The sequence below is a fragment of the Nocardioides marinus genome, from assembly GCF_013408145.1.
GTDB lineage: Bacteria > Actinomycetota > Actinomycetes > Propionibacteriales > Nocardioidaceae > Nocardioides > Nocardioides marinus.
In genome coordinates this window covers 2,396,917-2,418,263 of the sequence record NZ_JACBZI010000001.1, presented here as the reverse complement: position 1 = coordinate 2,418,263, position 21,347 = coordinate 2,396,917, and the positions used below count along the sequence as shown (strand labels likewise).

The 21,347-nt window shown below is 72.2% G+C and carries 23 protein-coding genes; all 23 read left to right on the top strand.

What is annotated here, in order from left to right; translation table 11 throughout:
* Positions 1 to 2: 2 nt before the first annotated feature.
* The 23 genes from ffh (at position 3) to tsf (ending at position 21,251) form a co-directional block, all read left to right on the top strand.
* A complete protein-coding gene (gene ffh, locus BKA05_RS11465; protein WP_179531549.1) occupies positions 3 to 1,580 on the top strand; it encodes a signal recognition particle protein in 1,578 nt (525 codons plus the stop codon).
* Positions 1,581 to 1,697: 117 nt separating this feature from the next.
* Positions 1,698 to 2,066 (top strand): NYN domain-containing protein, encoded by a 369-nt coding sequence (locus BKA05_RS11460; protein ID WP_179531548.1) that lies wholly within the window; start codon positions 1,698 to 1,700, stop codon positions 2,064 to 2,066.
* Positions 2,067 to 2,247: 181 nt separating this feature from the next.
* Positions 2,248 to 3,330, top strand: a complete 1,083-nt coding sequence (locus tag BKA05_RS11455) for an amidohydrolase family protein (protein WP_179531547.1) — start codon at positions 2,248 to 2,250, stop codon at positions 3,328 to 3,330.
* 191 nt (positions 3,331 to 3,521) lie between these two features.
* Complete coding sequence (gene rpsP / locus BKA05_RS11450) at positions 3,522 to 4,025, top strand: 30S ribosomal protein S16 (protein WP_179531546.1); 504 nt, start codon at positions 3,522 to 3,524, stop codon at positions 4,023 to 4,025.
* 5 nt (positions 4,026 to 4,030) lie between these two features.
* On the top strand, positions 4,031 to 4,273 hold the full coding sequence (locus tag BKA05_RS11445) for an RNA-binding protein (RefSeq protein WP_179531545.1): 243 nt from the start codon (positions 4,031 to 4,033) through the stop codon (positions 4,271 to 4,273).
* Between the two features lie 143 nt (positions 4,274 to 4,416).
* The gene (rimM, locus tag BKA05_RS11440; protein ID WP_343045632.1) at positions 4,417 to 4,965 is read left to right on the top strand and encodes a ribosome maturation factor RimM; all 549 of its coding nucleotides are present in this window, start codon (positions 4,417 to 4,419) and stop codon (positions 4,963 to 4,965) included.
* 5 nt (positions 4,966 to 4,970) lie between these two features.
* The gene (trmD, locus tag BKA05_RS11435) at positions 4,971 to 6,137 is read left to right on the top strand and encodes a tRNA (guanosine(37)-N1)-methyltransferase TrmD (protein WP_179531543.1); all 1,167 of its coding nucleotides are present in this window, start codon (positions 4,971 to 4,973) and stop codon (positions 6,135 to 6,137) included.
* A gap of 187 nt (positions 6,138 to 6,324) precedes the next feature.
* A complete protein-coding gene (gene rplS / locus BKA05_RS11430; RefSeq protein ID WP_179531542.1) occupies positions 6,325 to 6,675 on the top strand; it encodes a 50S ribosomal protein L19 in 351 nt (116 codons plus the stop codon).
* 65 nt (positions 6,676 to 6,740) lie between these two features.
* Complete coding sequence (gene lepB, locus BKA05_RS11425; protein WP_343045631.1) at positions 6,741 to 7,517, top strand: signal peptidase I; 777 nt, start codon at positions 6,741 to 6,743, stop codon at positions 7,515 to 7,517.
* Positions 7,518 to 7,531: 14 nt separating this feature from the next.
* A complete protein-coding gene (locus BKA05_RS11420) occupies positions 7,532 to 8,191 on the top strand; it encodes a ribonuclease HII (protein ID WP_179531541.1) in 660 nt (219 codons plus the stop codon).
* A 39-nt stretch (positions 8,192 to 8,230) separates the two neighbouring features.
* Positions 8,231 to 8,539, top strand: coding sequence for a DUF2469 domain-containing protein (locus tag BKA05_RS11415; protein WP_179531540.1), 309 nt, complete (start codon positions 8,231 to 8,233; stop codon positions 8,537 to 8,539).
* A gap of 180 nt (positions 8,540 to 8,719) precedes the next feature.
* The gene (locus BKA05_RS11410; protein ID WP_179531539.1) at positions 8,720 to 9,157 is read left to right on the top strand and encodes a TadE family protein; all 438 of its coding nucleotides are present in this window, start codon (positions 8,720 to 8,722) and stop codon (positions 9,155 to 9,157) included.
* Positions 9,158 to 9,164: 7 nt separating this feature from the next.
* Positions 9,165 to 10,982 carry a pilus assembly protein TadG-related protein gene (locus BKA05_RS11405; RefSeq protein WP_179531538.1) on the top strand — a complete coding sequence of 606 codons (1,818 nt, stop codon included), beginning with the start codon at positions 9,165 to 9,167 and terminating at the stop codon, positions 10,980 to 10,982.
* Positions 10,983 to 11,315: 333 nt separating this feature from the next.
* Positions 11,316 to 11,789 (top strand): TadE/TadG family type IV pilus assembly protein, encoded by a 474-nt coding sequence (locus BKA05_RS11400; protein ID WP_218842396.1) that lies wholly within the window; start codon positions 11,316 to 11,318, stop codon positions 11,787 to 11,789.
* A complete protein-coding gene (locus tag BKA05_RS11395; protein ID WP_179531536.1) occupies positions 11,786 to 13,708 on the top strand; it encodes a TadE/TadG family type IV pilus assembly protein in 1,923 nt (640 codons plus the stop codon). Before BKA05_RS11400 ends, BKA05_RS11395 begins: the two co-directional genes overlap by 4 nt.
* A complete protein-coding gene (locus tag BKA05_RS11390; RefSeq protein ID WP_179531535.1) occupies positions 13,705 to 14,145 on the top strand; it encodes a TadE/TadG family type IV pilus assembly protein in 441 nt (146 codons plus the stop codon). The genes BKA05_RS11395 and BKA05_RS11390 overlap by 4 nt, the downstream gene beginning before the upstream one ends.
* 111 nt (positions 14,146 to 14,256) lie before the next feature.
* Positions 14,257 to 14,616 carry a YraN family protein gene (locus tag BKA05_RS11385; RefSeq protein ID WP_179531534.1) on the top strand — a complete coding sequence of 120 codons (360 nt, stop codon included), beginning with the start codon at positions 14,257 to 14,259 and terminating at the stop codon, positions 14,614 to 14,616.
* Complete coding sequence (locus BKA05_RS11380; protein WP_179531533.1) at positions 14,616 to 16,211, top strand: YifB family Mg chelatase-like AAA ATPase; 1,596 nt, start codon at positions 14,616 to 14,618, stop codon at positions 16,209 to 16,211. Before BKA05_RS11385 ends, BKA05_RS11380 begins: the two co-directional genes overlap by 1 nt.
* Positions 16,208 to 17,404: a DNA-processing protein DprA gene (gene dprA / locus BKA05_RS11375; protein ID WP_179531532.1), complete on the top strand. Its 1,197-nt coding sequence runs from the start codon at positions 16,208 to 16,210 to the stop codon at positions 17,402 to 17,404. The genes BKA05_RS11380 and dprA overlap by 4 nt, the downstream gene beginning before the upstream one ends.
* Positions 17,401 to 18,372: a tyrosine recombinase XerC gene (locus BKA05_RS11370; protein ID WP_415836831.1), complete on the top strand. Its 972-nt coding sequence runs from the start codon at positions 17,401 to 17,403 to the stop codon at positions 18,370 to 18,372. Before dprA ends, BKA05_RS11370 begins: the two co-directional genes overlap by 4 nt.
* A 96-nt stretch (positions 18,373 to 18,468) precedes the next feature.
* The gene (locus BKA05_RS11365; RefSeq protein ID WP_179531531.1) at positions 18,469 to 19,167 is read left to right on the top strand and encodes a M23 family metallopeptidase; all 699 of its coding nucleotides are present in this window, start codon (positions 18,469 to 18,471) and stop codon (positions 19,165 to 19,167) included.
* A 266-nt stretch (positions 19,168 to 19,433) separates the two neighbouring features.
* Positions 19,434 to 20,393 carry a 30S ribosomal protein S2 gene (rpsB, locus tag BKA05_RS11360; RefSeq protein WP_179531530.1) on the top strand — a complete coding sequence of 320 codons (960 nt, stop codon included), beginning with the start codon at positions 19,434 to 19,436 and terminating at the stop codon, positions 20,391 to 20,393.
* A 48-nt stretch (positions 20,394 to 20,441) separates the two neighbouring features.
* Positions 20,442 to 21,251 carry a translation elongation factor Ts gene (gene tsf / locus BKA05_RS11355; RefSeq protein WP_179531529.1) on the top strand — a complete coding sequence of 270 codons (810 nt, stop codon included), beginning with the start codon at positions 20,442 to 20,444 and terminating at the stop codon, positions 21,249 to 21,251.
* Positions 21,252 to 21,347: the final 96 nt, after the last annotated feature.

Here is a 21,347-nt window from a genome sequence, read left to right as displayed (position 1 = left end):
CGGTGTTCGCCACCCTCTCCGACCGCCTCGCCGACACCTTCAAGAACCTCCGGGGGAAGGGCCGGCTCTCCGAGGCCGACATCGACGCCACCGCGCGCGAGATCCGCATCGCGCTGCTGGAGGCCGACGTCGCGCTGCCGGTGGTCAAGGAGTTCGTCGCTGCGGTCAAGGAGCGCGCCCGCGGCGAGGAGGTCAGCGGTGCGCTGAACCCCGCGCAGCAGATCGTCAAGATCGTCAACGAGGAGCTCGTCAACATCCTCGGCGGGGAGACCCGTCGGCTGCGCTACGCCAAGACCGGCCCCACCGTCATCATGCTCGCCGGTCTCCAGGGCGCCGGCAAGACGACGCTGGCCGCCAAGCTCGCGCTGTGGCTCAAGGAGCAGGGCAAGACCCCGCTGCTGGTGGCCTGCGACCTCCAGCGCCCCAACGCGGTCAACCAGCTGCAGGTCAACGGTGAGCGCGTCGGCGTCCCGGTCTTCGCCCCCGAGCCCGGTAACGGGACCGGCGACCCGGTCGGTGTCGCACAGGCCTCCATCGAGGAGGCCAAGCGCAAGCTGCACGACGTCGTGATCGTCGACACCGCAGGCCGCCTCGGCGTCGACGCCGAGCTCATGCAGCAGGCCGCCGACATCCGTGACGCGGTCCGGCCCGACGAGGTGCTCTTCGTCGTCGACGCGATGATCGGTCAGGACGCCGTCACCACCGCCCAGGCCTTCCTCGAGGGGGTCGGGTACGACGCCGTCGTGCTCACCAAGCTCGACGGTGACGCCCGTGGCGGCGCGGCGCTGTCGATCGCCTCGATCACCGGCAGGCCGGTCATGTTCGCCTCCAACGGCGAGAAGCTGACCGACTTCGACCTCTTCCACCCCGACCGGATGGCCTCGCGCATCCTCGACATGGGTGACGTGCTGACCCTGATCGAGCAGGCCGAGAAGACCTTCGACGCCGAGCAGGCGATGAAGGCGGCGGAGAAGCTCTCGGGCCGGGGCGGGGAGTTCACGCTCGTGGACTTCCTGGAGCAGATGCAGCAGGTCCGCAAGCTCGGCTCGATGTCGAAGATCATGGGGATGCTGCCCGGGATGGGGCAGTTCCGTGAGCAGCTGGAGAACTTCGACGACCGCGAGATCGACCGCATCCAGGCGATCATCTACTCGATGACGCCGGCGGAGCGGATCAACCCCAAGATGATCGACGGTTCCCGTCGCCAGCGCATCGCCAAGGGGTGTGGACGCACCGTCACCGAGGTCAACCAGCTCGTCGACCGGTTCTTCGAGGCGCGCAAGATGATGACCCAGCTCGCCAAGGGCGGCGGGATGCCGGGGATGCCCGGCATGCCGGGGATGCCCGGGATGGGCGGTGGCAAGGGCCGCAAGCCCAAGCAGCCGCCGAAGAAGGGCAAGGGCGGCAAGCGCGTCTCCGGCAACCCGGCCAAGGCCGCGCAGGCCGAGAAGGCGGCCAAGGAGAAGGCCGCCTCGGCCGGTGGGAACCCGTTCGGTGCTCCCGGGGGCGACGAGGTCGACTACGAGAAGGCCGCCGCCGAGCTGAACCTCCCGAAGGACTTCTCGAAGTTCTTGAAGTGAGCAGCCGGGGGAGCGCAGCGAGCCCGGCGTCGTGAGCGAAGGTCGAGCAAGCGCCACGCCCGAGCGTGCGAGGGCGTGACGCGCGGGTCGAGACCCGGTGAGACGAAAGGCAACCCGATGGCTTCGGTGCTGGTCGTCGACGCCGCCAACGTGGTGGGCGCGCGACCCGACGGCTGGTGGAAGGACCGTGCCGGTGCGGCGCGCCGCCTCCACGAGCAGCTCCTGGTCGCCGACGTGCCGGGCGAGGAGGTCGTGCTGGTCCTGGAGGGCGCCGCCAAGGGCGGGGTGAAGGCCGGCCGCGACGCCCACGTGCGCACGGTCCACGCCCCGAAGGACGGCGACGCGACGATCCTGGCCGAGGCACGCCGTGCCGCGGAGAAGGGGCGCTCGGTCATGGTGGTCACCGCCGACCGGGCCCTGGCCGCCAACGTCACCGGTGCCGGGGCGCTGGTCGTCGGCCCGTCCTGGCTGCTGGACCGCCTCTGAGCTTGGATTCACCGATTCTCGCCTGCTGCGCGACACCAACTGGGCACGCTGGCTGCGTTGCCGACGCTCGACGGGCATCCAGCAGGCCTTCGCGCCGGGCGCCTTGCCAGCGCACCCATCTGGTGCCGCTCGCGACGGCGACCATCGGTGGATCCATGCTGACCCGCGTACGGTGCGGCCCATGAGTGCGCTGAAGTTCTCCGGGCCGGTGCTGGGCGAGCAGGGGGAGGAGGTGCGCGACCTCTACGTCGTCGACGGACGCATCACCTTCGAGCCGCAACCGGGTGCCGAGACCGCGGGACGGGGCTGGATCGTCCCGGGCCTCGTCGACGCCCACAACCACCTCGGTCTCGAGGACGGGGGAGCAGTGAGCGAGAAGGACACGCTGGCCCAGGCGTTGGCCGACCGCGACACCGGCGCCCTGCTGCTGCGCGACTGCGGCTCGCCCGCCGACACCCGGTGGGTCCAGGAGCGCGAGGACCTCCCGCGGCTGATCCGCGCCGGGCGGCACATCGCCCGGACCAGGCGCTACATCCGCCACTACGCCCACGAGGTCGAGCCCGCCGACCTGCCGGCGTACGTCGTGCAGGAGGCGCGGCGCGGTGACGGCTGGGTCAAGCTCGTGGGGGACTGGATCTCCCGCGACGCCGGGGACCTCGCGCCGTCCTTCCCGGCCGAGGCCTTCGCCGCGGCCATCGAGGCCGCGCACGCCGAGGGCGCCAAGGTCACCGCCCACTGCTTCGGGCGCGAGGTGCTGCAGGGGCTGCTCGACGCCGGCATCGACTGCCTCGAGCACGGCACCGGCCTGTCGGTCGACCAGGTCGAGCAGATGGCCGCCCAGGGGGTCGCCCTGGTGCCGACGGTGCTGCAGACCGACAAGTTCCCCGTCTTCGCCGAGCAGGGGCGCGAGAAGTTCCCGGCGTACGCCGACACGATGGAGTCGCTGCACGCCCGCCGTCGCGAGGCGCTGATGGCCGCCCACGAGGCCGGTGTCGCGCTCTACGTCGGCTCCGACGGGGGCGGGACGGGGCGGCACGGCTTCTTGTGGGAGGAGGTCCGGGCGATGCACGAGATGGGCATGCCCGCGGCCGAGGTGCTGGCGGCGGCGTCCTGGCGGGCCCGGGAGTGGCTGGGCTTCGCCGGCCTGGAGGAGGGCGCGGAGGCCGACTTCGTCGTCCTCGACCGTGACCCGCGAGCCGACCTGTCGGTGCTGGCCGAGCCCGAGCGCGTCGTGCTGCGCGGCAGCGTCGTCGCAGCCCGCTAGGCAGTCCTCCGGGTCGACGGCCGCCCGATTTCGGGTCCGCAGGGGCCCGTGGCATCATTTCCGGCTGAGTCCTGCCCGGTGGGAACCCTCTCACTCCCGCCCGTGGCAGAGCCCGCGAGGCACGCGTGCCCGGTCCCCACCTGGTTCCCGTGCGCCTCACCACCTTCCACCATCGAGGAGACACCACAACCGTGGCCGTCAAGATCCGTTTGAAGCGCCTGGGCAAGATCCGGGTGCCGCAGTACCGCATCGTCGTCGTCGACTCCCGCAAGAAGCGCGACGGCAGGGTGATCGAGGAGATCGGCAAGTACCACCCCAAGGAGGACCCGTCGTACATCGACGTCGTCTCCGACCGGGCGCAGTACTGGCTCGGTGTGGGCGCGCAGCCCTCCGACGCCGTGGCCGCCATCCTCAAGATCACCGGCGACTGGCAGAAGTTCAAGGGCCTCCCGGGCGAGGAGGGCACCTTGAAGGTCAAGGCCCCCAAGCGCGACAAGCTCGAGATCTTCAACGAGGCCCTCAAGGAGGCCGACGGCGACGCCGCCGCGGCCACCACCAAGAAGGCCAGCAAGAAGGCCGAGAAGGTCGAGGAGCCCAAGGCCGAGGAGACCCCGGCTGAGGAGCCGAAGGCCGAGGAGCCCAAGGCCGAGGAGACCGCCGAGGCTCCCGCCGGCGACGACAAGGCCGAGGCCTGAGCGCCATGCTCGCCGAGGCGCTCGAGCACCTGGTGCGCGGCATCGTCGACAACCCCGACGAGGTCAGCGTGCGCGACAAGCAGCTGCGCCGCGGGTCGGTCCTCGAGGTCCGGGTCCACCCCGACGACCTCGGCAAGGTGATCGGTCGTGGCGGTCGCACCGCGAGCGCGTTCCGCACCGTGGTGAGCGCGCTGGCCGGCAAGGGCGGTGCGCGCGTCGACTTCGTCGACGTCGACCGTCGGCGTTGACCGGCCCGTAGTCCCACGCACCGACCCGCCAGAGATCCTCTGGCGGGTCGGTGCACATTGGTCGGTGCACGCTCATGGGTGCACGCTCATGGGTGCACGTCCAAGAGCTGCACCCAGCGCAGCACCCGAGAGAAGGAGTCCCCGTGGAGGGCATCGAGGTCGTCGTCGGCCGGATCGGCAAGCCGCACGGCATCCGCGGCGAGGTGACGGTCGACGTGCGCTCCGACGAGCCCGACCGACGCTTCGCGGACGGGGCGCGGCTGCGCGCCCAGGCACCCCGGGACGCGGCCGCGGTCCCGGCGTACCTCACCGTCGCGCGCACGCGCTGGCACCAGGGCGTGCTGCTGGTCGCCTTCGAGGAGGCGGGGGACCGCAACAGCGCAGAGACCCTGCGCGGCACCGTGCTGCACGTGACGCTGGACCCCGACGAGACCCCCGAGGACCCCGAGGAGTTCTACGACCACCAGCTGGTCGGCCTGGCCGTGCACGACCTCGACGGCAGCGTCATCGGCACGGTCACGGGCCTGGTCCACGGCGGGGCCCAGGACCTGCTGGCGGTCCGCGCCACCGACGGCCGCAACACCCTCGTGCCGTTCGTGAGCGCCCTGGTCCCCGAGGTCGACGTGGCCGGCGGGCGGGTCGTGGTCGCCGACCGCCCCGGCCTGGTGGCGCCGCTGCCCGAGGACGACTGAGCCCCGTGCGCCTGGACTACCTCACGATCTTCCCCGAGTACCTCGACGCCCTGCGGCTCTCCCTGCCCGGCAAGGCGGTCGACAAGGGGCTGCTCGAGCTGCACGTCCACGACCTGCGCACCTGGACCCACGACCGGCACCGCACCGTCGACGACACGCCGTACGGCGGTGGGGCCGGCATGGTCCTCAAGCCCGAGCCGTTCGGCGAGGCGCTCGACGAGCTCGCCGTCGACGGGGCGACGGTCGTGGTGCCCACGCCCGCCGGCCGGCCCTTCACCCAGCCGCTGGCCCGCGAGCTGGCCACCCGCGAGCGGCTGGTCTTCCTGTGCGGGCGCTACGAGGGGATCGACCAGCGCGTGCTCGACCACGTCGCCACGCGCGCCGAGCTGGTCGAGGTCTCCCTGGGCGACTACGTCCTCAACGGGGGAGAGGTCGCGGCGCTGGCGATGACGGAGGCGGTCGTGCGGCTGCTGCCCGGCTTCATGGGCAACGCGGCCTCGCTGGTCGAGGAGTCCCACGAGTCGGGCCTGCTGGAGCACCCCGTCTACACCAAGCCGGCCGCCTGGCGCGGCCACGAGGTGCCGCCGGTGCTGATGTCGGGCAACCACGGCGCCATCGCCGCCTGGCGCCACGACCGGGCGCTGGCGCGCACTGCGGAGCGCCGCCCGGACCTGCTCCCCGCCACGGCCGTCGCGTCGGAGTGGGTGGTCGAGCCCGCCGTGCGGGCCGACGCCGGGGAGCTGTGGACCCTGCAGCGGGCCTGCTGGGTCACCGAGGCCGTCGTCAACGACGAGCTGCGGATCCCGGCGCTGCACGAGGAGCTCGACGACGTCGTGGCCGGGCTGGGGGAGTGGCGCACCTGGGTGGTCCGCGTCGACGGGCGCCTGGTCGGGTCGGTGCGCGCGCGGACCACGGCGACCGAGCGTGGCGAGGTGTGGGAGATCGGCCGGCTGATGGTCGCCCCCGACCTGCGCGGCCGCGGGCTGGGACGGGTCCTGCTGGAGCACGCCGAGCAGGCGGCGCCCGGGTCGGCGACGGCGTACCGGCTGGTGACCGGGGCCCGCAGCGAGGCCAACCTGCGGCGCTACAAGCGGGCCGGCTACCGGGTCGTGGAGGTGCAGGACGGACCGGCGGGCCCCGCGGTGCTGGTCAAGCGGATTTCTGCCCGCTGAGACGCCTGTGGCACACTCGGTGGCTGGCCAGAGTCGGCCGAAGGGTCGCTCCGAGGAACGCACGGAGGACCTGCGTCGGGCCCCTGCCACAGGGGGAGCCCCACGCCGCCGGCCACGACGACCTGGCCCACACCTGAACACACACCTTCCGTACCGCGGCTGACCTGTGGCACTCGCGAGGAGAACCATGAGCAACGTGATCGCCGATCTCGGCACCGCCATCAAGCGCGACGACGTCCCGGACTTCCGCGCCGGCGACAGCATCAAGGTCCACGTCAAGGTCGTCGAGGGCAACCGCTCGCGCGTCCAGGTCTTCCAGGGCGTCGTGATCCGCGTCCAGGGTGCCGGCATCGGCCGCACCTTCACCGTCCGCAAGGTCTCCTTCGGCGTCGGCGTGGAGCGCACCTTCCCGCTGCACTCCCCGATCTTCGAGAAGATCGAGGTCGTCACCCGTGGTGACGTGCGTCGCGCCAAGCTCTACTACCTGCGCAACCTGCGCGGCAAGGCTGCCAAGATCAAGGAGCGCCGCGAGTCCTGACCCGGACCCGCGGTCACGGGAGGGTCGCTGCCGGCGTCCCGACGACCGGTCCTTAGACTTCCCGCGTGACCACAGACGACGAGCCCACGACCGCGAGGTCCGTGGGCTCGTCGCATTCCCGGGGCCTGCCGCTGTGGGCGGAGACGCTGGTGCTGCTCGGGTCGGCGGTCGTGCTGGCCCTGGTGATCAAGACCCTGCTGCTGCAGGCCTTCTACATCCCGTCGGTCTCCATGGAGCCCGGGCTGCAGGAGGACGACCGGATCCTGGTCGAGAAGTGGTCGGGCTGGTTCGGTGGGGAGCCCGAGCGCGGCGACGTGGTCGTCTTCGAGGACCCCGGCGGCTGGCTCATCGCCGGTGAGGTCAGCGAGCCGGGCAACCCGGTCAGCTCCCTCCTGGGCCGGGTCGGGCTGCTGCCGACCGGTGGGCACCTGGTCAAGCGCGTCATCGGCGTGCCGGGCGACGTCATCGAGTGCTGCGACTCCGAGGGCCGCATCACCGTCAACGGGGTCGCCATCGACGAGGACGCCTACGTCCTGGAGGACAAGGCCGCCCAGTGCCGGGGGCCGATGACCGGCAGCTGCGACTGGAGCGCCGGCCCGGTGCCCGAGGGCACCGTCTTCGTGATGGGCGACAACCGGGTCAACTCCGCCGACTCCACCGTGCACATGTGCCTCGAGGGCGAGACCGAGTGCGTCCCGGGTGACGAGTTCGTGCCGACCCAGCTGATCACCGGGCGGTTGTGGCTGCGGGTGTGGCCGTTCTCGGCCTTCGGCGGTCTCGAGGGCACCGACGCCTTCGACGACGTGCCCGACCGCTCCGACGACGCCCCCGAGGCGTCCTAGGGCCCCGGACAGTCGTGTCCGTCCTGCCCCGGGGAGCCACGGTCCGGCGTGATGCCGGGCCCTACGGCTACGAGCGCGCGCTGCGCCGTCACGGCGTCACCCACGTCGCAGGTGTCGACGAGGCCGGTCGAGGGGCGTGCGCGGGGCCCTTGGTCGCCGGGGCCTGCATCCTCCCGGCGGGGCGTTCGGGCATCGTCCCCGGCCTGGCCGACTCCAAGCTGCTCACCGCCGCGGCCCGTGAGCGCTGCTACGACCAGGTCGTGCGCCGTGCGCTGGCCTGGTCGGTGGTCGTGGTCTCCCACGAGGAGTGCGACCGAGTCGGGATGCACGTCGCCAACGTGGAGGCGCTGCGCCGCGCGGTGGCCCTGCTGCCGGTGGCCCCGGAGTACGTCCTGACCGATGGGTTCCCCGTGGACGGGCTCGGCGTCCCCGGGCTGGCCGTGTGGAAGGGCGACCGGGTGGCCGCGTGCATCTCGGCGGCGTCGGTGATCGCCAAGGTCACCCGCGACCGGTTGATGGACGACCTGGACGCCCAGTGGCCGGCGTACGACTTCAGGACCCACAAGGGCTACATCACCGAGACCCACACCGCGGCGCTCACCGAGCACGGCCCCTCGCCCGTGCACCGGATGCGCTTCGTCAACGTGCGGCGTGCCGCGGGACTGGAGTCCTGATGCCCACGCGGTCATGGCCGGGGCACTAGAGTCGCCGACGTGAGCGCCGAGGACCTCGAGAAGTACGAGACCGAGATGGAGCTGACGCTCTACCGGGAGTACCGCGACGTCGTCGGGATCTTCAAGTACGTCGTGGAGACCGACCGCCGCTTCTACCTGTGCAACCAGGTGGACGTGAAGGCGCGCACCGAGCAGGGCGACGTGTTCTTCGAGGTCTCCATGAGCGACGCCTGGGTCTGGGACATGTACCGTCCCGCCCGCTTCGCCAAGAACGTCAAGGTGCTCACCTTCAAGGACGTCAACGTCGAGGAGCTGCAGGGCTCCGACTTCGACCCGCCCAAGCCCTGATCCGCGCGCTCCTCGCCCGCCCCGATCGGCAGTCCCGACGCCACGCCTGAGCGTCGTTCGGGTCGATCGTCTAGCCCACCTGGGCCATATCGCGTCACGAAGTGCTGACGCGCGCGTCTGGTGTTCGTAGGTTAGAGGCGGGAGAGAGAGCCGTCTCGGGTTCGATCGCGAGGTGGAGGCATGGGGTTCCGGCGTCGGGAGCGCGGGGAGCGGGGAGCAGCGGCGGTGGAGTTCGCACTCATCGTTCCTCTGCTGCTCATGCTCGTCTTCGGCATCATCCAGTACGGCTACATCCTCAGCTTCCGCCAGGCACTGAGCCAGGGCGCCGCCGAGGGGGCTCGCGCCGCGGCCGTCGCGCCCGCGTCCTTGACGACGGCCCAGAAGCAGACAGCGGCGACCGACGCGGTCCAGCAGGCGCTCGGCAGCTACGGCGTCACCTGCGGCACCGCCGTGATGACCTGCGCGGTCACCCTCATCCCGTGCCCGCAGGCGACCGGCAAGACCTGCGCCCAGGTGGCCTTGACCTACGACTACGACGCCCGACCGCTCATGCCGAAGGTGCCGCTCGTGCCCGTGCCGGGCTCGCTGACCTACACCGCGGTCGCGGAGGTGAGCTGAGGTGCTGATGGCACGACTCCGTCGCAAGCGGGGTGAGGACGGCGCCGTCGTCCCGATGGTCGCCATCTTCCTCACCCTGCTGATCACGATGTCCGCCTTCGCCGTGGACCTGGGCATGCAGCGAGTGGCCCGCCGCGACATGCAGGCGCTCGCCGACGTCATCGCGCTCGACATGGTGCGCCAGCTCGACGGCCGCAGCCATGCGGTCATCAAGGCCGCCGACGGCTGGCAGAGCGGTCTGCGCAGCAGCATGTACAACAACCTGCGCTCCACCGGCGTGCAGTACGCCGACATCTCCAGCCAGCAGCACCAGGAGAAGCTCACCGCCACGGTGGCCGGCGAGCCGCTGCAGGTCGTGGTGGAGATGGGCTACCTCGACGCCTCCGGCGGCTTCACCAGCGTGCCCTACCCGACGGTGCCCACCGCGGTGCGCGTGACCGCCAGCACCAGTGTCGACTTCTCGTTCGCCCCCGGCAGCGGCGGCGCCAGCCGGACCGCGGTCGCCGAGACCCGGTCCAACACCTGCTTCAGCGTCGGCTCCTTCCTGCTGGGCCTGGACACCAGTGCGGGGACCCTGACCTCGCTGCTCAACCCGATCCTCGGCGACACCAGCCTCACCGCGGTCAGCTACCGGGGCCTGGCCAACGCCGACGTCTCGTTGCTGGAGCTCATCGAGGCGCCGAGCCTGGACGTCGGGACGCTGGACGGGCTGCTCTCCGCCGGCGACATCACGGTCGGCGACCTCATGCTGGCCAGCGCCGAGGCGCTGCAGAACCGCGGGGACTCCGACAGCCTGGCCGCAGCGACCCTGCTCAACCAGCTCGTCAGCACCACGGTGGTGGGCAACGTCGTGGTCGACATCGCCGACATCATCGACCTCACCACCGCCGGGGACGGAGCCCTGGACGCGGACCTGAACGTGCTGGACCTCATCGGTGGTGCGCTCACGGTCGCCAACGGAAGCAACTTCGTCGGCGTCCCGGCGCTGAACCTCTCGCTGCCCAACCTGGCGAACGCCACCTCGAGCGTCTCCATCATCGAGGCGCCCCACCTCGCGTGCGGTGGTGCGGGCGCGGAGGCGAGCACCGCCCAGGTGCAGGTGAACGCCTCGGGGACGGTGGGCAGGACCCTGGCGATCCCGTTGGGCGGCACCGTGACCATCGGTGGACCGTTGTCGCTGTCGGCCATGCTCGGGTCCGCGACCGCCACGCTCGGCGACGTCAGCTGTGACCCCAACATCATCCCGATCACCACCGACACCGCCCTCAGCTCGCTCAACCAGTCACTGAGCCTGGGCGTCACCGGCAACGACATCGGGATCGGTAGCAACGTCGCGGGTGTCCCCGGTCTGCTCACCGTCGACATCTCCTACACCCAGATGGTCTCCGCGACCCTCGGCAAGGCCGCCGTGACGGGTCAGGACCTCGTCTGGGACATCCCCACGACCGACACCTACGACACCGTCAAGCAGACGACCTCGACGTCGAGCGCCCTCCCGGCCGCCACCCTCTACGCCCCCGGCTCGCTGTCCATCACCGACCTGCGCATCGGCGGGGTGCCGATCGGATCGATCCCCCTGCTCGGCTCGATCGTGCAGAACCTCGTCATCAACTCGGCGACGACGCTGGTCAACACCCTGATCGGTAGCACCGGCCTCGTGGGCACCACGGTGTCCGCGCTGGTCTCGACCACCGTGAACCCCCTCATCACCAGCCTCAACGGAGTGGTCGGCCAGCTGGCGGGTGCGCTCGGCCTCGACATCGCCGGGGCCGACGTGGCCGTGCGACCGACCGCGGTCTGCAACGCGCCGGTCCTGCGCGGCTGAGCCGGCCCACGCCGACGGCGGGCCGACGGGGGAGACATCCCGCGAGATCGGGCGTTCGCCGGACACGTGGGCTCCACCTGACCCAGACTGGTGGTCTGGACCATCCGCGTCAGGGAGGGCGTGGAGGTCGGGTGTTCTCGGGAGGAACAGATGGTGCTGCTCGCACCTGTACGTCGATGTGCTCGCTGGACGCGCCGGCACCGCCCCGGCTCGCGCCCTGTGGCGTGGGGTCGCTCGGCTCGGTGGACGGACCCCGCTCGGGGAGATTCCTCTCAGGAGTCGCCGGGAGCGGTCGATGGGGCTCTCGGGGAGATCCTCAGGAGGTGCTGGACCGTGCGAGACGTCACGACGTCGCGCCCTCGGGGCGCTGCCCGGGAGCGGGGAGCCGCTGCCGTGGAGGCCGCGCTGGTCCTCTCCGCCCTGCTGCTGCCGCTGCTGCTGGGCGTGATCACCTGGGGCGACTACTTCTTCCGGGCCCAGCGGGTCGACACCCTCGCGCCCGCGGTACCGGTCGGGGGAGTGGCGGGCGAGTTCACCTGCCAGGGCCTCAAGGACACCGTGGCCGCCACCGTGGTGGGGGTCGTGCAGGACCTCGACCCCAGCCTCGCCGGCATCGCCGTCGGTGACGTGACCGTCAGCGTGGTCGAGGTGCTCCCCGACGTGGGTGTCACCGTGGACATCCACATCGAGACCCCGCTGGTCGGCGGCCTCGCCTCGCTGATCCCGCTGCCGGGCGGCGGCTCCATCGTGACCGACTTCAGCCAGCGGCTGCAGGACGTGACCGTCTCGGACGTGATGTGCGCATGAGGCGCGACGACAGCGGCGCCATCGCCGTCCTCACCGCCCTGACCAGCGTGGTGCTGATGGTCGTCGCGGGGCTCGCCGTCGACATCGGGAACACCTGGGCCCGTCGGGGCCAGCTGCAGGTGCAGGCCGACCGGGCTGCGACGTACGCCGCGCAGTTCCTGCCCGCGGACAGCGACGCCGACCGCCTCGAGCTGGCCAAGGGGGTGGCCTTCTACCTCGCCTGCCACCCGGTGCTCGGGCAGCGCCAGCTCGACCCGACCATCCCCTCCTGCCCCGCCGACCCCTCGTCGACGACCCTGGACGTGTACGCCCAGGACCTGCTCGACGAGGACATGGTCACCTTCCCGGTGCGCAACCAGGTCAAGGTCGTGACGCCCTGGGCCCGCGTGGACTACGGCTTCGGGAGGGCCATCGGCGCTGAGGGCTCCACACAGCGCAAGAGCGCGACGGCCAAGGTGACCTCCCCGGGGATGCTGTCGCCGATGGCGCTGTCGCTGGACTGCCTCCTCAACGTCGGTACCAACGTCCTGGGCGGTGCCGGCGTGCCCTTCGGCTACATCTCCACCACCCACCAGGGGGGCGGGAGCCCCAGCGTCACGACCACCTGGCCCAGCGGCATCACCTACGTCAACGACCCGAACCTCAACGGCATCGCCCCGGGCCGCATCACCCAGCAGCTGCTCGGGACCCTGCCCACGGTGCAGGTCAGCGGGAGCCGGTGGCCGATGTTGACGGCCAACCAGCGCTACCGGGTCGTCTTCCGGCAGGGCTCGGGGCTCACCGCCCTGACCCAGGAGGTCGGCGGCAGCCTGGTCCTGGACGCTGGCAACAACCCGCGGCGGGTCGGACACATCCCGGTGGTGGTGCCGGCCCTGGTGGCTGCCACGACCGGCACCTGGCAGGTCAAGGTCGTCGTGGAGAACCTCGTCGCGAGCGTCCCGGTGAGCCGGACCTACTCCTCGGACACGTCCACGTTCGACGTCGACGGGCTCGTCACGCCCACGCCCGTCTCGTGCGGACGCCTGCTCAAGAGCCCCCGGGCAGGCACCCAGGCCAACATCAACTTCGTCCACAACCTGCAGGAGGGCATCGACCACCTCCTCGACCAGCACCCCAGCCTGGTGTCGATGGGGTCGACCCTGGACTCGCTCACCCTGGCGCAGCTCCAGACCCTGCTCGGTCTGACCGAGTGCTCCGGCACCGACGTCAAGGACACCAACGGCGTGCAGCCGGGGCAGACGCCCACCTGCGTGGTCACCAACATGAGCAACGCCTACGAGGCGGGCTTCACCCCCGGGATGATCGGCGCGGAGGGCCGGCTGGCCTGCACCTCCGACCACCCCTGCCGCCCCGGGAAGTCCTTCAGCCTCAACGGGGTCAGCATCAACAACGACGTCTTCGGCGACTTCGTGACCAACCCGTCCCTGCTGAGCGCCGACACCTTCTTCAACCTCGACAGCTACCTCGACACGAGCCTGCCGGTCGTGACCCCGCAGTCGAACCTCTCGCGGGAGATCTACAACAGCCACCGGTTCATGTGGGTGGCCGTGGTCTCCACCGCCGGCGCGGTGTCCGCCGTGCAGGCCGGGGACTACCCGATCGTCACGTTCCGACCGATCTTCATCACCCAGTCCTCCATCCTGAGCGGGACCACCCCGCTGCTGGACAGCGGGCTCCTGACCGCTCTGGTCCCCACGGTGTCCACCGCGCTGTCGCTGCTCGACACCGCGATGCGGACCCTCCTGCAGCCTGGGCTGACGGACCAGAACGGGCTCATGGTCGACTCCGGCAACAAGCTGTCGGCCGTGCGGTTCATGACCATCGCCCCCGATGCCCTTCCCGCGGTCCCGGTCGACTACGCCGGGCCCGAGGCGGAGTACCTCGGGGTCGGCCCTCGCATCATCAGGTTGGTCGAGTGACCGGCCCGAGCACGAGGAGCCGGCGGCGCAGCGACCGGGGGAGCGTGGTGGTCGAGTTCGCCCTGGTCGTGCCGCTGGTGGTGCTGGTGGTCCTGGCGGTCGTCCAGTACGGCTACCACTACTGGGCGATGCAGACCGCGTCGGCCACCGCACGGGAGGCGGCTCGCCGCCTGATCGTCGGCACGGATCCGGTGTGCACGGTCACCGAGGCGCAGGCTCGGGCGTCGGGGCCCGCGGTGGGGAGCACGGTGCCCAGCGTGGTCTACGCCTACGACAACGCCGGGAACACCGCCGAGCGGGGGGCACTGGTGACCGTGACGGTGACGATCCAGTCCCTCGACGTCGGGCTGGTCCCGCTGCCGTCGGGTGGACTGGTCACCCAGACCGCCAGCAACCGGGTCGAGAACGTGCCGATCGACCCGTTGCTCTGCCAGTAGCGGCCCGCCCGGCGTCCACAGCCCACCCGCACCGCGAGGTCCTCCACCGGACACCCGGCAGCGACCCCGAGCACGGTCGGTGTCGACCACCCTCCTGGCAGGAGGTGGGCGATGACCCAGGAGAGGAACGCGCTCGGCGCGTACGGAGAGCGGGTGGCCCAGGCGCACCTGGTGGCCGCCGGTCTGGAGCTGCTCGACCGCAACTGGCGGTGCAGCGAGGGCGAGCTGGACCTCGTGCTCCGCGAGGGCGACGTGCTGGTGGTGTGCGAGGTCAAGACCCGCACCGGGGAGGGCGGCGCGGCCCCGCACGAGGCGATCACCGCCGCCAAGCTGGACCGGTTGCTCCGGCTGGCTGAGCGCTGGCAGGTGGAGCAGGGGGTGCGGGCGCCGGAGGTCCGCATCGACCTCGTCGCCGTGCACCACCCGCGCCGCGGGGCTGCCCGTGTCGAGCACGTGCGGGGGCTGGTCTGATGCCGGTCGCCACCACCTGCACCGTCTCGCTCGACGGTGCCGTCGGGCACGTCGTCACCGTCCAGGCCGACGTCTCCTCGGGCATGGTCCGCACCGACCTCGTCGGTCGGGTCGACCAGTCGCTCAACGAGGCCCGCGACCGGGTCCGGATGGCCATCACCAACTCCGACCTGCCGTGGCCGGCCACCAAGCGGATCACGGTGCTGCTCGCGCCGGCCGACCTGCGCAAGCGCGGCACCCACCACGACCTCGGCATCGCCCTGGCCGTCCTCGGTGCGGAGGGGACGGTGGACCCGCTCCTGCTCAGGCACTGCTTGTACGTCGGTGAGCTGATGCTGGACGGCAGCCTGCGCTCGGTGCGCGGGGTGCTGCCGATGGTGCTGGCCGCCCGGGACCGCGGCATCACGACGGTGATGGTCCCCGAGCCGCAGGTCGCCGAGGCCCGGATGGTGCCCGGCACCACCGTGTTCGGGGTCCGGTCCCTCGCTCAGGCCGTCGCCGTGACCACCGGTGAGCCGCTGCCCGAGGCACCGCCGGTCGTGGAGTCCAGTGCCGCGAGCCTGCTGCAGTGGCGCGGCTCGAGCAGGCACGAGGCCGTCGACCTCGACGACGTGCTCGGCATGGGCGACGCCCGCGTGGCCCTGGAGGTCGCGGCCGCCGGTGGCCACCACCTCCTGCTGTCGGGGCCCAAGGGCGCCGGGAAGACGACGCTCGCCGAGCGGCTGCCGACCATCCTGCCGGACCTGGCGGGCGAGGAGTCGCTCGAGCTGACCGCCATCCACTCGCTGGCCGGCATCCTCGACCCGGGCGCCGGGATGCTCGTGCGCCCGCCGTACTCAGCCCCCCACCACGACGCGAGCAAAGTCAGCATCGTGGGTGGCGGCTCGGGCCAGGTGCGGCCCGGAGAGCTCAGCCGCACCCACTCAGGGGTGCTGTTCCTGGACGAGTTCCCGCTGTTCCGGGCCGACGTGGTCGAGGCCATGCGCGAGCCGCTGGAGAACGGCGAGATCACCATCGCCCGTGCCGAGGAGCTGGTGACCCTCCCCGCGCGCGGCATCGTGGTCCTCGCGGCCAACCCGTGCCCCTGCGGGGACCACAAGCCGCACGCCAAGGACGACCGCTGCCGCTGTCGGCCGCAGGCGCTGCGGGAGTACCGCGCCAAGCTCTCCGGACCGGTCGCCGACCGCATCGACATCGTCCGCCACGTCGAGCCGCTGGCGGCCCACGAACGGGCCGACCGGTTCGCCGCGCGGGAGGACTCCGCCACGGTGCGTGCCCGGGTCGCCCGCGCCCGCGCCCGACAGGCCGAGCGCTACGCCGACGTCGGGTGGCGGCTCAACGGACACGCCACCGGTGCCGCACTGCGCGACCACTGGCCCCTCACCGACGCCGCCACCGCACTCCTGGACTCCCACGTCGTGAAGGGCGCGCTCACCAGTCGCGGCGCCGTCCGGGTGCACCGGATGGCCTGGACCGTGCACGACCTCGCACCCGAGCCCTCCGGCCGGCCAGGTGTCGACGAGCTCGACGTCGCCCTGCGCCTGCGCACGGGTGCCCCGTTGCTCGCGACGAGCCTGGGCCGGAGGAGCGCATGAGCACGGGAGGAGGTCGCTCGGTGGATCCCTGCCTCGACGAGGACCGCCTGCACCGGCTCGGCATCGCCCACCTGACCGAGCCCGGCGACCCCCGCGTCGCCGGGCTGGTCGACGACCTGGGGGCCGCGGTCGTGCACGAGGGCCTGCTGCGCGGCCTGGACCTGCAGGGGGTCGAGCTCGACGCCGCCGCCCGGGTCGGGGCGACCGAGCCCGCCCGCGCGCTCGAGCGGGCGCACCGCGCCGGGCTGCGCTTCGTGGTCCCCGGGGACACCGAGTGGCCCGCTCAGCTCGACGACCTGGGCTCCGCGGCCCCGGTGTCGCGCCACGGGGGGCGCCCGCTGGGGGTGTGGGTGCGGGGGCCGCTGGGCCTGCACGAGATCGCGCGCTCGGTCGCGGTCGTGGGGGCCCGGGCGGCCACCACCTACGGCACCGACGTGGCTGCGCGCCTCGCGGCCGGTGTGGCCGAGAGCGGCCGCACCGTCGTCTCCGGCGCGGCCTTCGGGATCGACCAGGCCGCCCACCGTGGAGCGCTGGCCGCCGACGGTCGCACGGTCGCGGTGCTGGCGTGCGGGGCGGACCGTGTCTACCCCCAGGCGCACGCCCGCCTCATCGAGCACCTCGCCGACGAGCACTGCCTGGTCTCGGAGACCGTGCCCGGGGGCGCCCCGACGAGGATGCGGTTCCTCAGCCGCAACCGGCTGATCGCCGCCCTCACCCAGGGCACCGTGGTCGTCGAGGCGGCCCTGCGCAGCGGGGCCCTCAACACCGCCAACTGGGCGGGCCGGCTGCACCGTCACCTCATGGGGGTGCCGGGGCCGGTCACCAGCGCCCACTCCGCCGGGGTGCACCAGCTGCTCCGCGAGGGGGGTGCCCTGGTGGTCACCCACGCCGACGAGGTGCTGGAGGTGGTCGCCCCGGCGGGCGAGCAGCTGACCGTCCGGGCCCGTGGCGAGGACCGCGCCCGTGACCGTCTCACCCACCGCCAGCAGCAGGTGCTCGAGGCCGTGCCCCTGCGTCGGGCGGCCGACGACTTCTCGATCGCCGGCACCGCCGGGGTCGCCCCCCTCGAGGTGCGCGGGACGCTGCTGAAGCTGGAGGAGGCCGGGTTCGTGCGCCGTGAGGGCACCGGGTGGCGCCTCGCCGACCACGATCCCCAGCTCCCCGGCCAACCGTTCCTAGACTGGACCGGGTGAGCCAGCCGCCCGTCCAGCCTGTCGACGGGGACGACGACCCGTCCGCGGTCGAGGGGCTGCCCCCGGCGTTCCGCGACGTGCTCACCGACTACCGCCGGCACCTGGAGTCCGAGCGCGACCTGTCGGCCCACAGCGTGCGCGCCTACGTGACCGACCTCACCTCGATGCTCGAGCACGCACGCCGGCTCGGGCACGACGACCTGGCCACGCTCGAGCTCCGCACGCTGCGCAGCTGGCTGGCCCAGCAGCAGAGCCTCGGCCGCAGCCGCACGACCGTGGCCCGACGCGCGACGGCCGCCCGGGTGTTCACGGCGTGGCTGGCGCGCACCGGCCGGGTGCCGGCCGACCCAGGGGCGAGCCTGGCCAGTCCCAAGGCACACCGGGTGCTGCCGCCCGTGCTGCGCCGTGACGAGGCGGAGTCGCTGGTGCGGGCCGCGGCCGACCACGCCGACGACGGGAGCCCGATGGGGCTGCGCGACGTGGCGGTGCTCGAGCTGCTCTACGCCACGGGCATCCGGGTGGGGGAGCTGTGCGGGCTCGACGTCGATGACATCGACACCGAACGGCACGTGATCCGGGTGCTCGGCAAGGGGCGCAAGGAGCGCACCGTGCCCTTCGGACGCCCCGCCGACCTGGCCCTGCGGCTCTGGCTGCGCCGGGGACGGCCACACCTGGTGGCCGAGCACTCCGGGCCGGCACTGTTCCTCGGCGCCCGCGGCGGCCGGCTCGACCCGCGGGCCGTGCGCACGCTGGTCCACCGCCGCATCGCCGAGGTGCCGGGTGCCCCCGACATCGGCCCGCACGGCCTGCGGCACACCGCCGCGACGCACCTGCTCGAGGGCGGGGCCGACCTCCGCTCGGTCCAGGAGCTGCTCGGGCACGCCTCGTTGGCGACCACCCAGCTCTACACCCACGTCACCACCGACCGGCTGCGTCGCGCCTACCAGCAGGCGCACCCGCGCGCCTGAGCCGCCGGCCCTCCACAACCCCGAGGCCCAGCGGCCCCGTCCCCACCCGTGCCGCGGGCCCGACCTGCCGTGCACCAGTGCGACGACGCTGGACCGATGAGACTCCCCGCCGCCACCCGCCTATCCACCACCCGCCCGTCCACCCTCCCGCCCATCCGGTCGCTGGTCCTCCTCCCAGCCGTGCTGTTGGGGCTGTTGGGGCTGCTGGGGTTGCTGGGCACCGTCGTCCCACCGAGCCGGGCGGTCGCCGGCACCGAGCCGGTGGGGGAGTGGCCGCTGCGCCCCCGCCCGGCGGTGGTCGCCGGCTTCGACCCACCGGCCGACCCCTGGGGGGCAGGGCACCGCGGTGTCGACCTCCTCGGGCACGCGGGACAGCCCGTCCGTGCCGCCCTCCCCGGCACCGTGACGTACGCCGGTGGGCTGGCCGGCCGCGGCGTGGTGGTCGTCTCGCACGGCACGACCCGCACCACCTACGAGCCGGTGGAGCCAGCCGTCTCGCCGGGGGCGGACGTCGCGGCCGGTGACCGGCTCGGCACGCTGCAGGCGACGCCCTCCCACTGCGCGCCCCGGGCCTGCCTGCACTGGGGCTGGATCGACTCCGTCTCCGGCGCCTACCTCGACCCGCTGCGCCTGGTGGGGGTCGGGCCGGTGCGGCTGCTGCCGTTCCTGGGCGCGGACCCACTGGGTCCGGTGCCGGGATCGCTACCGGGACCGGTGCAGCGAACGGTCCGGGGCGGGTCGCCGGCGACCGGCTCCGTCGGATTCGCGCTCGACCCGCGAGTCGGCGTACTCTGACGGACGCAATCCTCAGGGATTGACTTCGCACGTCCGCAGACCACGACGTCCCTCCTCTCCGGAGGGGCGACCACCCGTGGGCGCTGACTCCCGGTCCCGGTCCGCCGGGTGGGGTCACGCGTGGGCGTCAGGGCGAGCCGACACCCGTCGGTGAGCAACCAACTGGAAACCAGACCGGGGTCGCAGCCGGTGCGTCCTGTCCGTCGTCGCACGGATCGACAAAGGACGTGCGGACGCCTGCGCCCCCATACAGGAGAAGAATTCACATGGCAGTCGTGACCATGCGCCAGCTCCTCGAGAGCGGCGTCCACTTCGGACACCAGACCCGTCGCTGGAACCCGAAGATGAAGCGCTTCATCATGACCGAGCGCAACGGCATCTACATCATCGACCTGCAGCAGTCGCTGTCCTACATCGACCGCTCCTACGCCTTCATCAAGGAGACCGTCGCCAAGGGCGGCACCGTGATGTTCGTGGGCACCAAGAAGCAGGCCCAGGAGGCGATCGCCGAGCAGGCGACCCGCGTCGGCATGCCCTACGTCAACCAGCGCTGGCTGGGCGGCATGCTCACCAACTTCCAGACCGTGCACCAGCGGATCAACCGCCTCAAGGAGCTCGACGAGATCGACTTCGACGACGTCGCCGGCTCCGGTCGCACCAAGAAGGAGCTCCTGCAGATGAAGCGGGAGCGCGACAAGCTCGACAAGACCCTCGGCGGCATCCGCGAGATGTCGCGCACCCCCTCCGCGGTGTGGGTCGTCGACACCAAGAAGGAGCACCTCGCCGTCGAGGAGGCCCGCAAGCTCCGGATCCCGATCATCGGCATCCTGGACACCAACTGCGACCCCGACGAGGTCGACTTCCCGATCCCGGGCAACGACGACGCCATCCGCGCCGTCGGCCTGCTGACGCGCGTCGTCGCCGACGCCGTGGCCGAGGGCCTCATCGCCCGCTCGGGCGCCAAGACCGAGGGTGCCGAGAACGGCGCCGAGGAGCCGCTGGCCGAGTGGGAGCGCGAGCTGCTCGCCGGTGACGCCGAGAAGGCCGCCGAGACCGCGACCGCCGCCGACGCCGAGGCCGCCTCCGAGGCCACCGGCGCCTCCTCCGAGGGTGCCGAGGCCGCTGCGGCCACCGAGACCCCCGCCGAGGCTCCTGCCGCCGACGAGGCCCCCGCCGAGGCTCCCGCCGCGGACGAGGCGCCCGCCGCCGACGAGGCCAAGGCCTGACGGTCCCACCACCACACGCCCCTCTTACTTCAAGGACGAAAGAAGAACATGGCTTACACCGCCGCCGACGTGAAGAAGCTCCGTGAGCTCACCCAGGCCGGGATGATGGACTGCAAGAAGGCCCTCGACGAGACCGACGGCGACTTCGGCAAGGCCGTCGAGCTGCTCCGCGTCAAGGGTGCGGCCAAGGCCGCCGCCCGCGCCGCCGAGCGCGAGGCCTCGGCCGGTCTGGTCGCTGCCTCGGGCAACGCCCTGATCAGCCTCAAGGCCGAGACGGACTTCGTCGCCAAGAACGAGGCCTTCATCAACGCCGCCCAGCAGATCGCCGACGCCGCCGACGCCCACAAGGTCGGCGACGCCGAGGCCCTCAAGGCCGTCTCCCTCGGTGAGTCCACCGTGGGCGAGACCGTCGAGGAGCTCGCGCGCACCATCGGCGAGAAGATCGAGCTCGGTGAGGTCGCCTACTTCGACGGCTCCACCACGGTCTACCTGCACAAGAAGGCCTCGGACCTGCCCCCGACCCTCGGCGTGCTCGTCGAGTTCGAGGGTGACGAGACCGCCGCCCGCCAGGCCGCCCAGCAGGCTGCCGCCCTCAAGGCGCAGTACCTCACCAGCGACCAGGTCCCCGCGGACGTCGTCGAGGCCGAGAAGCAGGTGCTGACCAAGAAGACGCTGGAGGAGGGCAAGCCCGAGGCTGCCGTCACCAAGATCGTCGAGGGTCGCATCAACGCCTTCTTCAAGGAGATCGTCCTGCTCGACCAGGAGTCGGTCTTCGAGTCGAAGAAGTCGGTCAAGCAGGTCCTCGACGCCGCCGGCACCACGGTCACCCGCTTCGCCCGCTTCGAGGTCGGCGCCTGACGCCCACCGCGTCCGGCTCCCGCCACCCGGGGCTGCCCAGCACCCAGGGGATCCGCTAGGTTCTCCTGGACGTCGAAGGAGGCCGGTCCGCTTGAA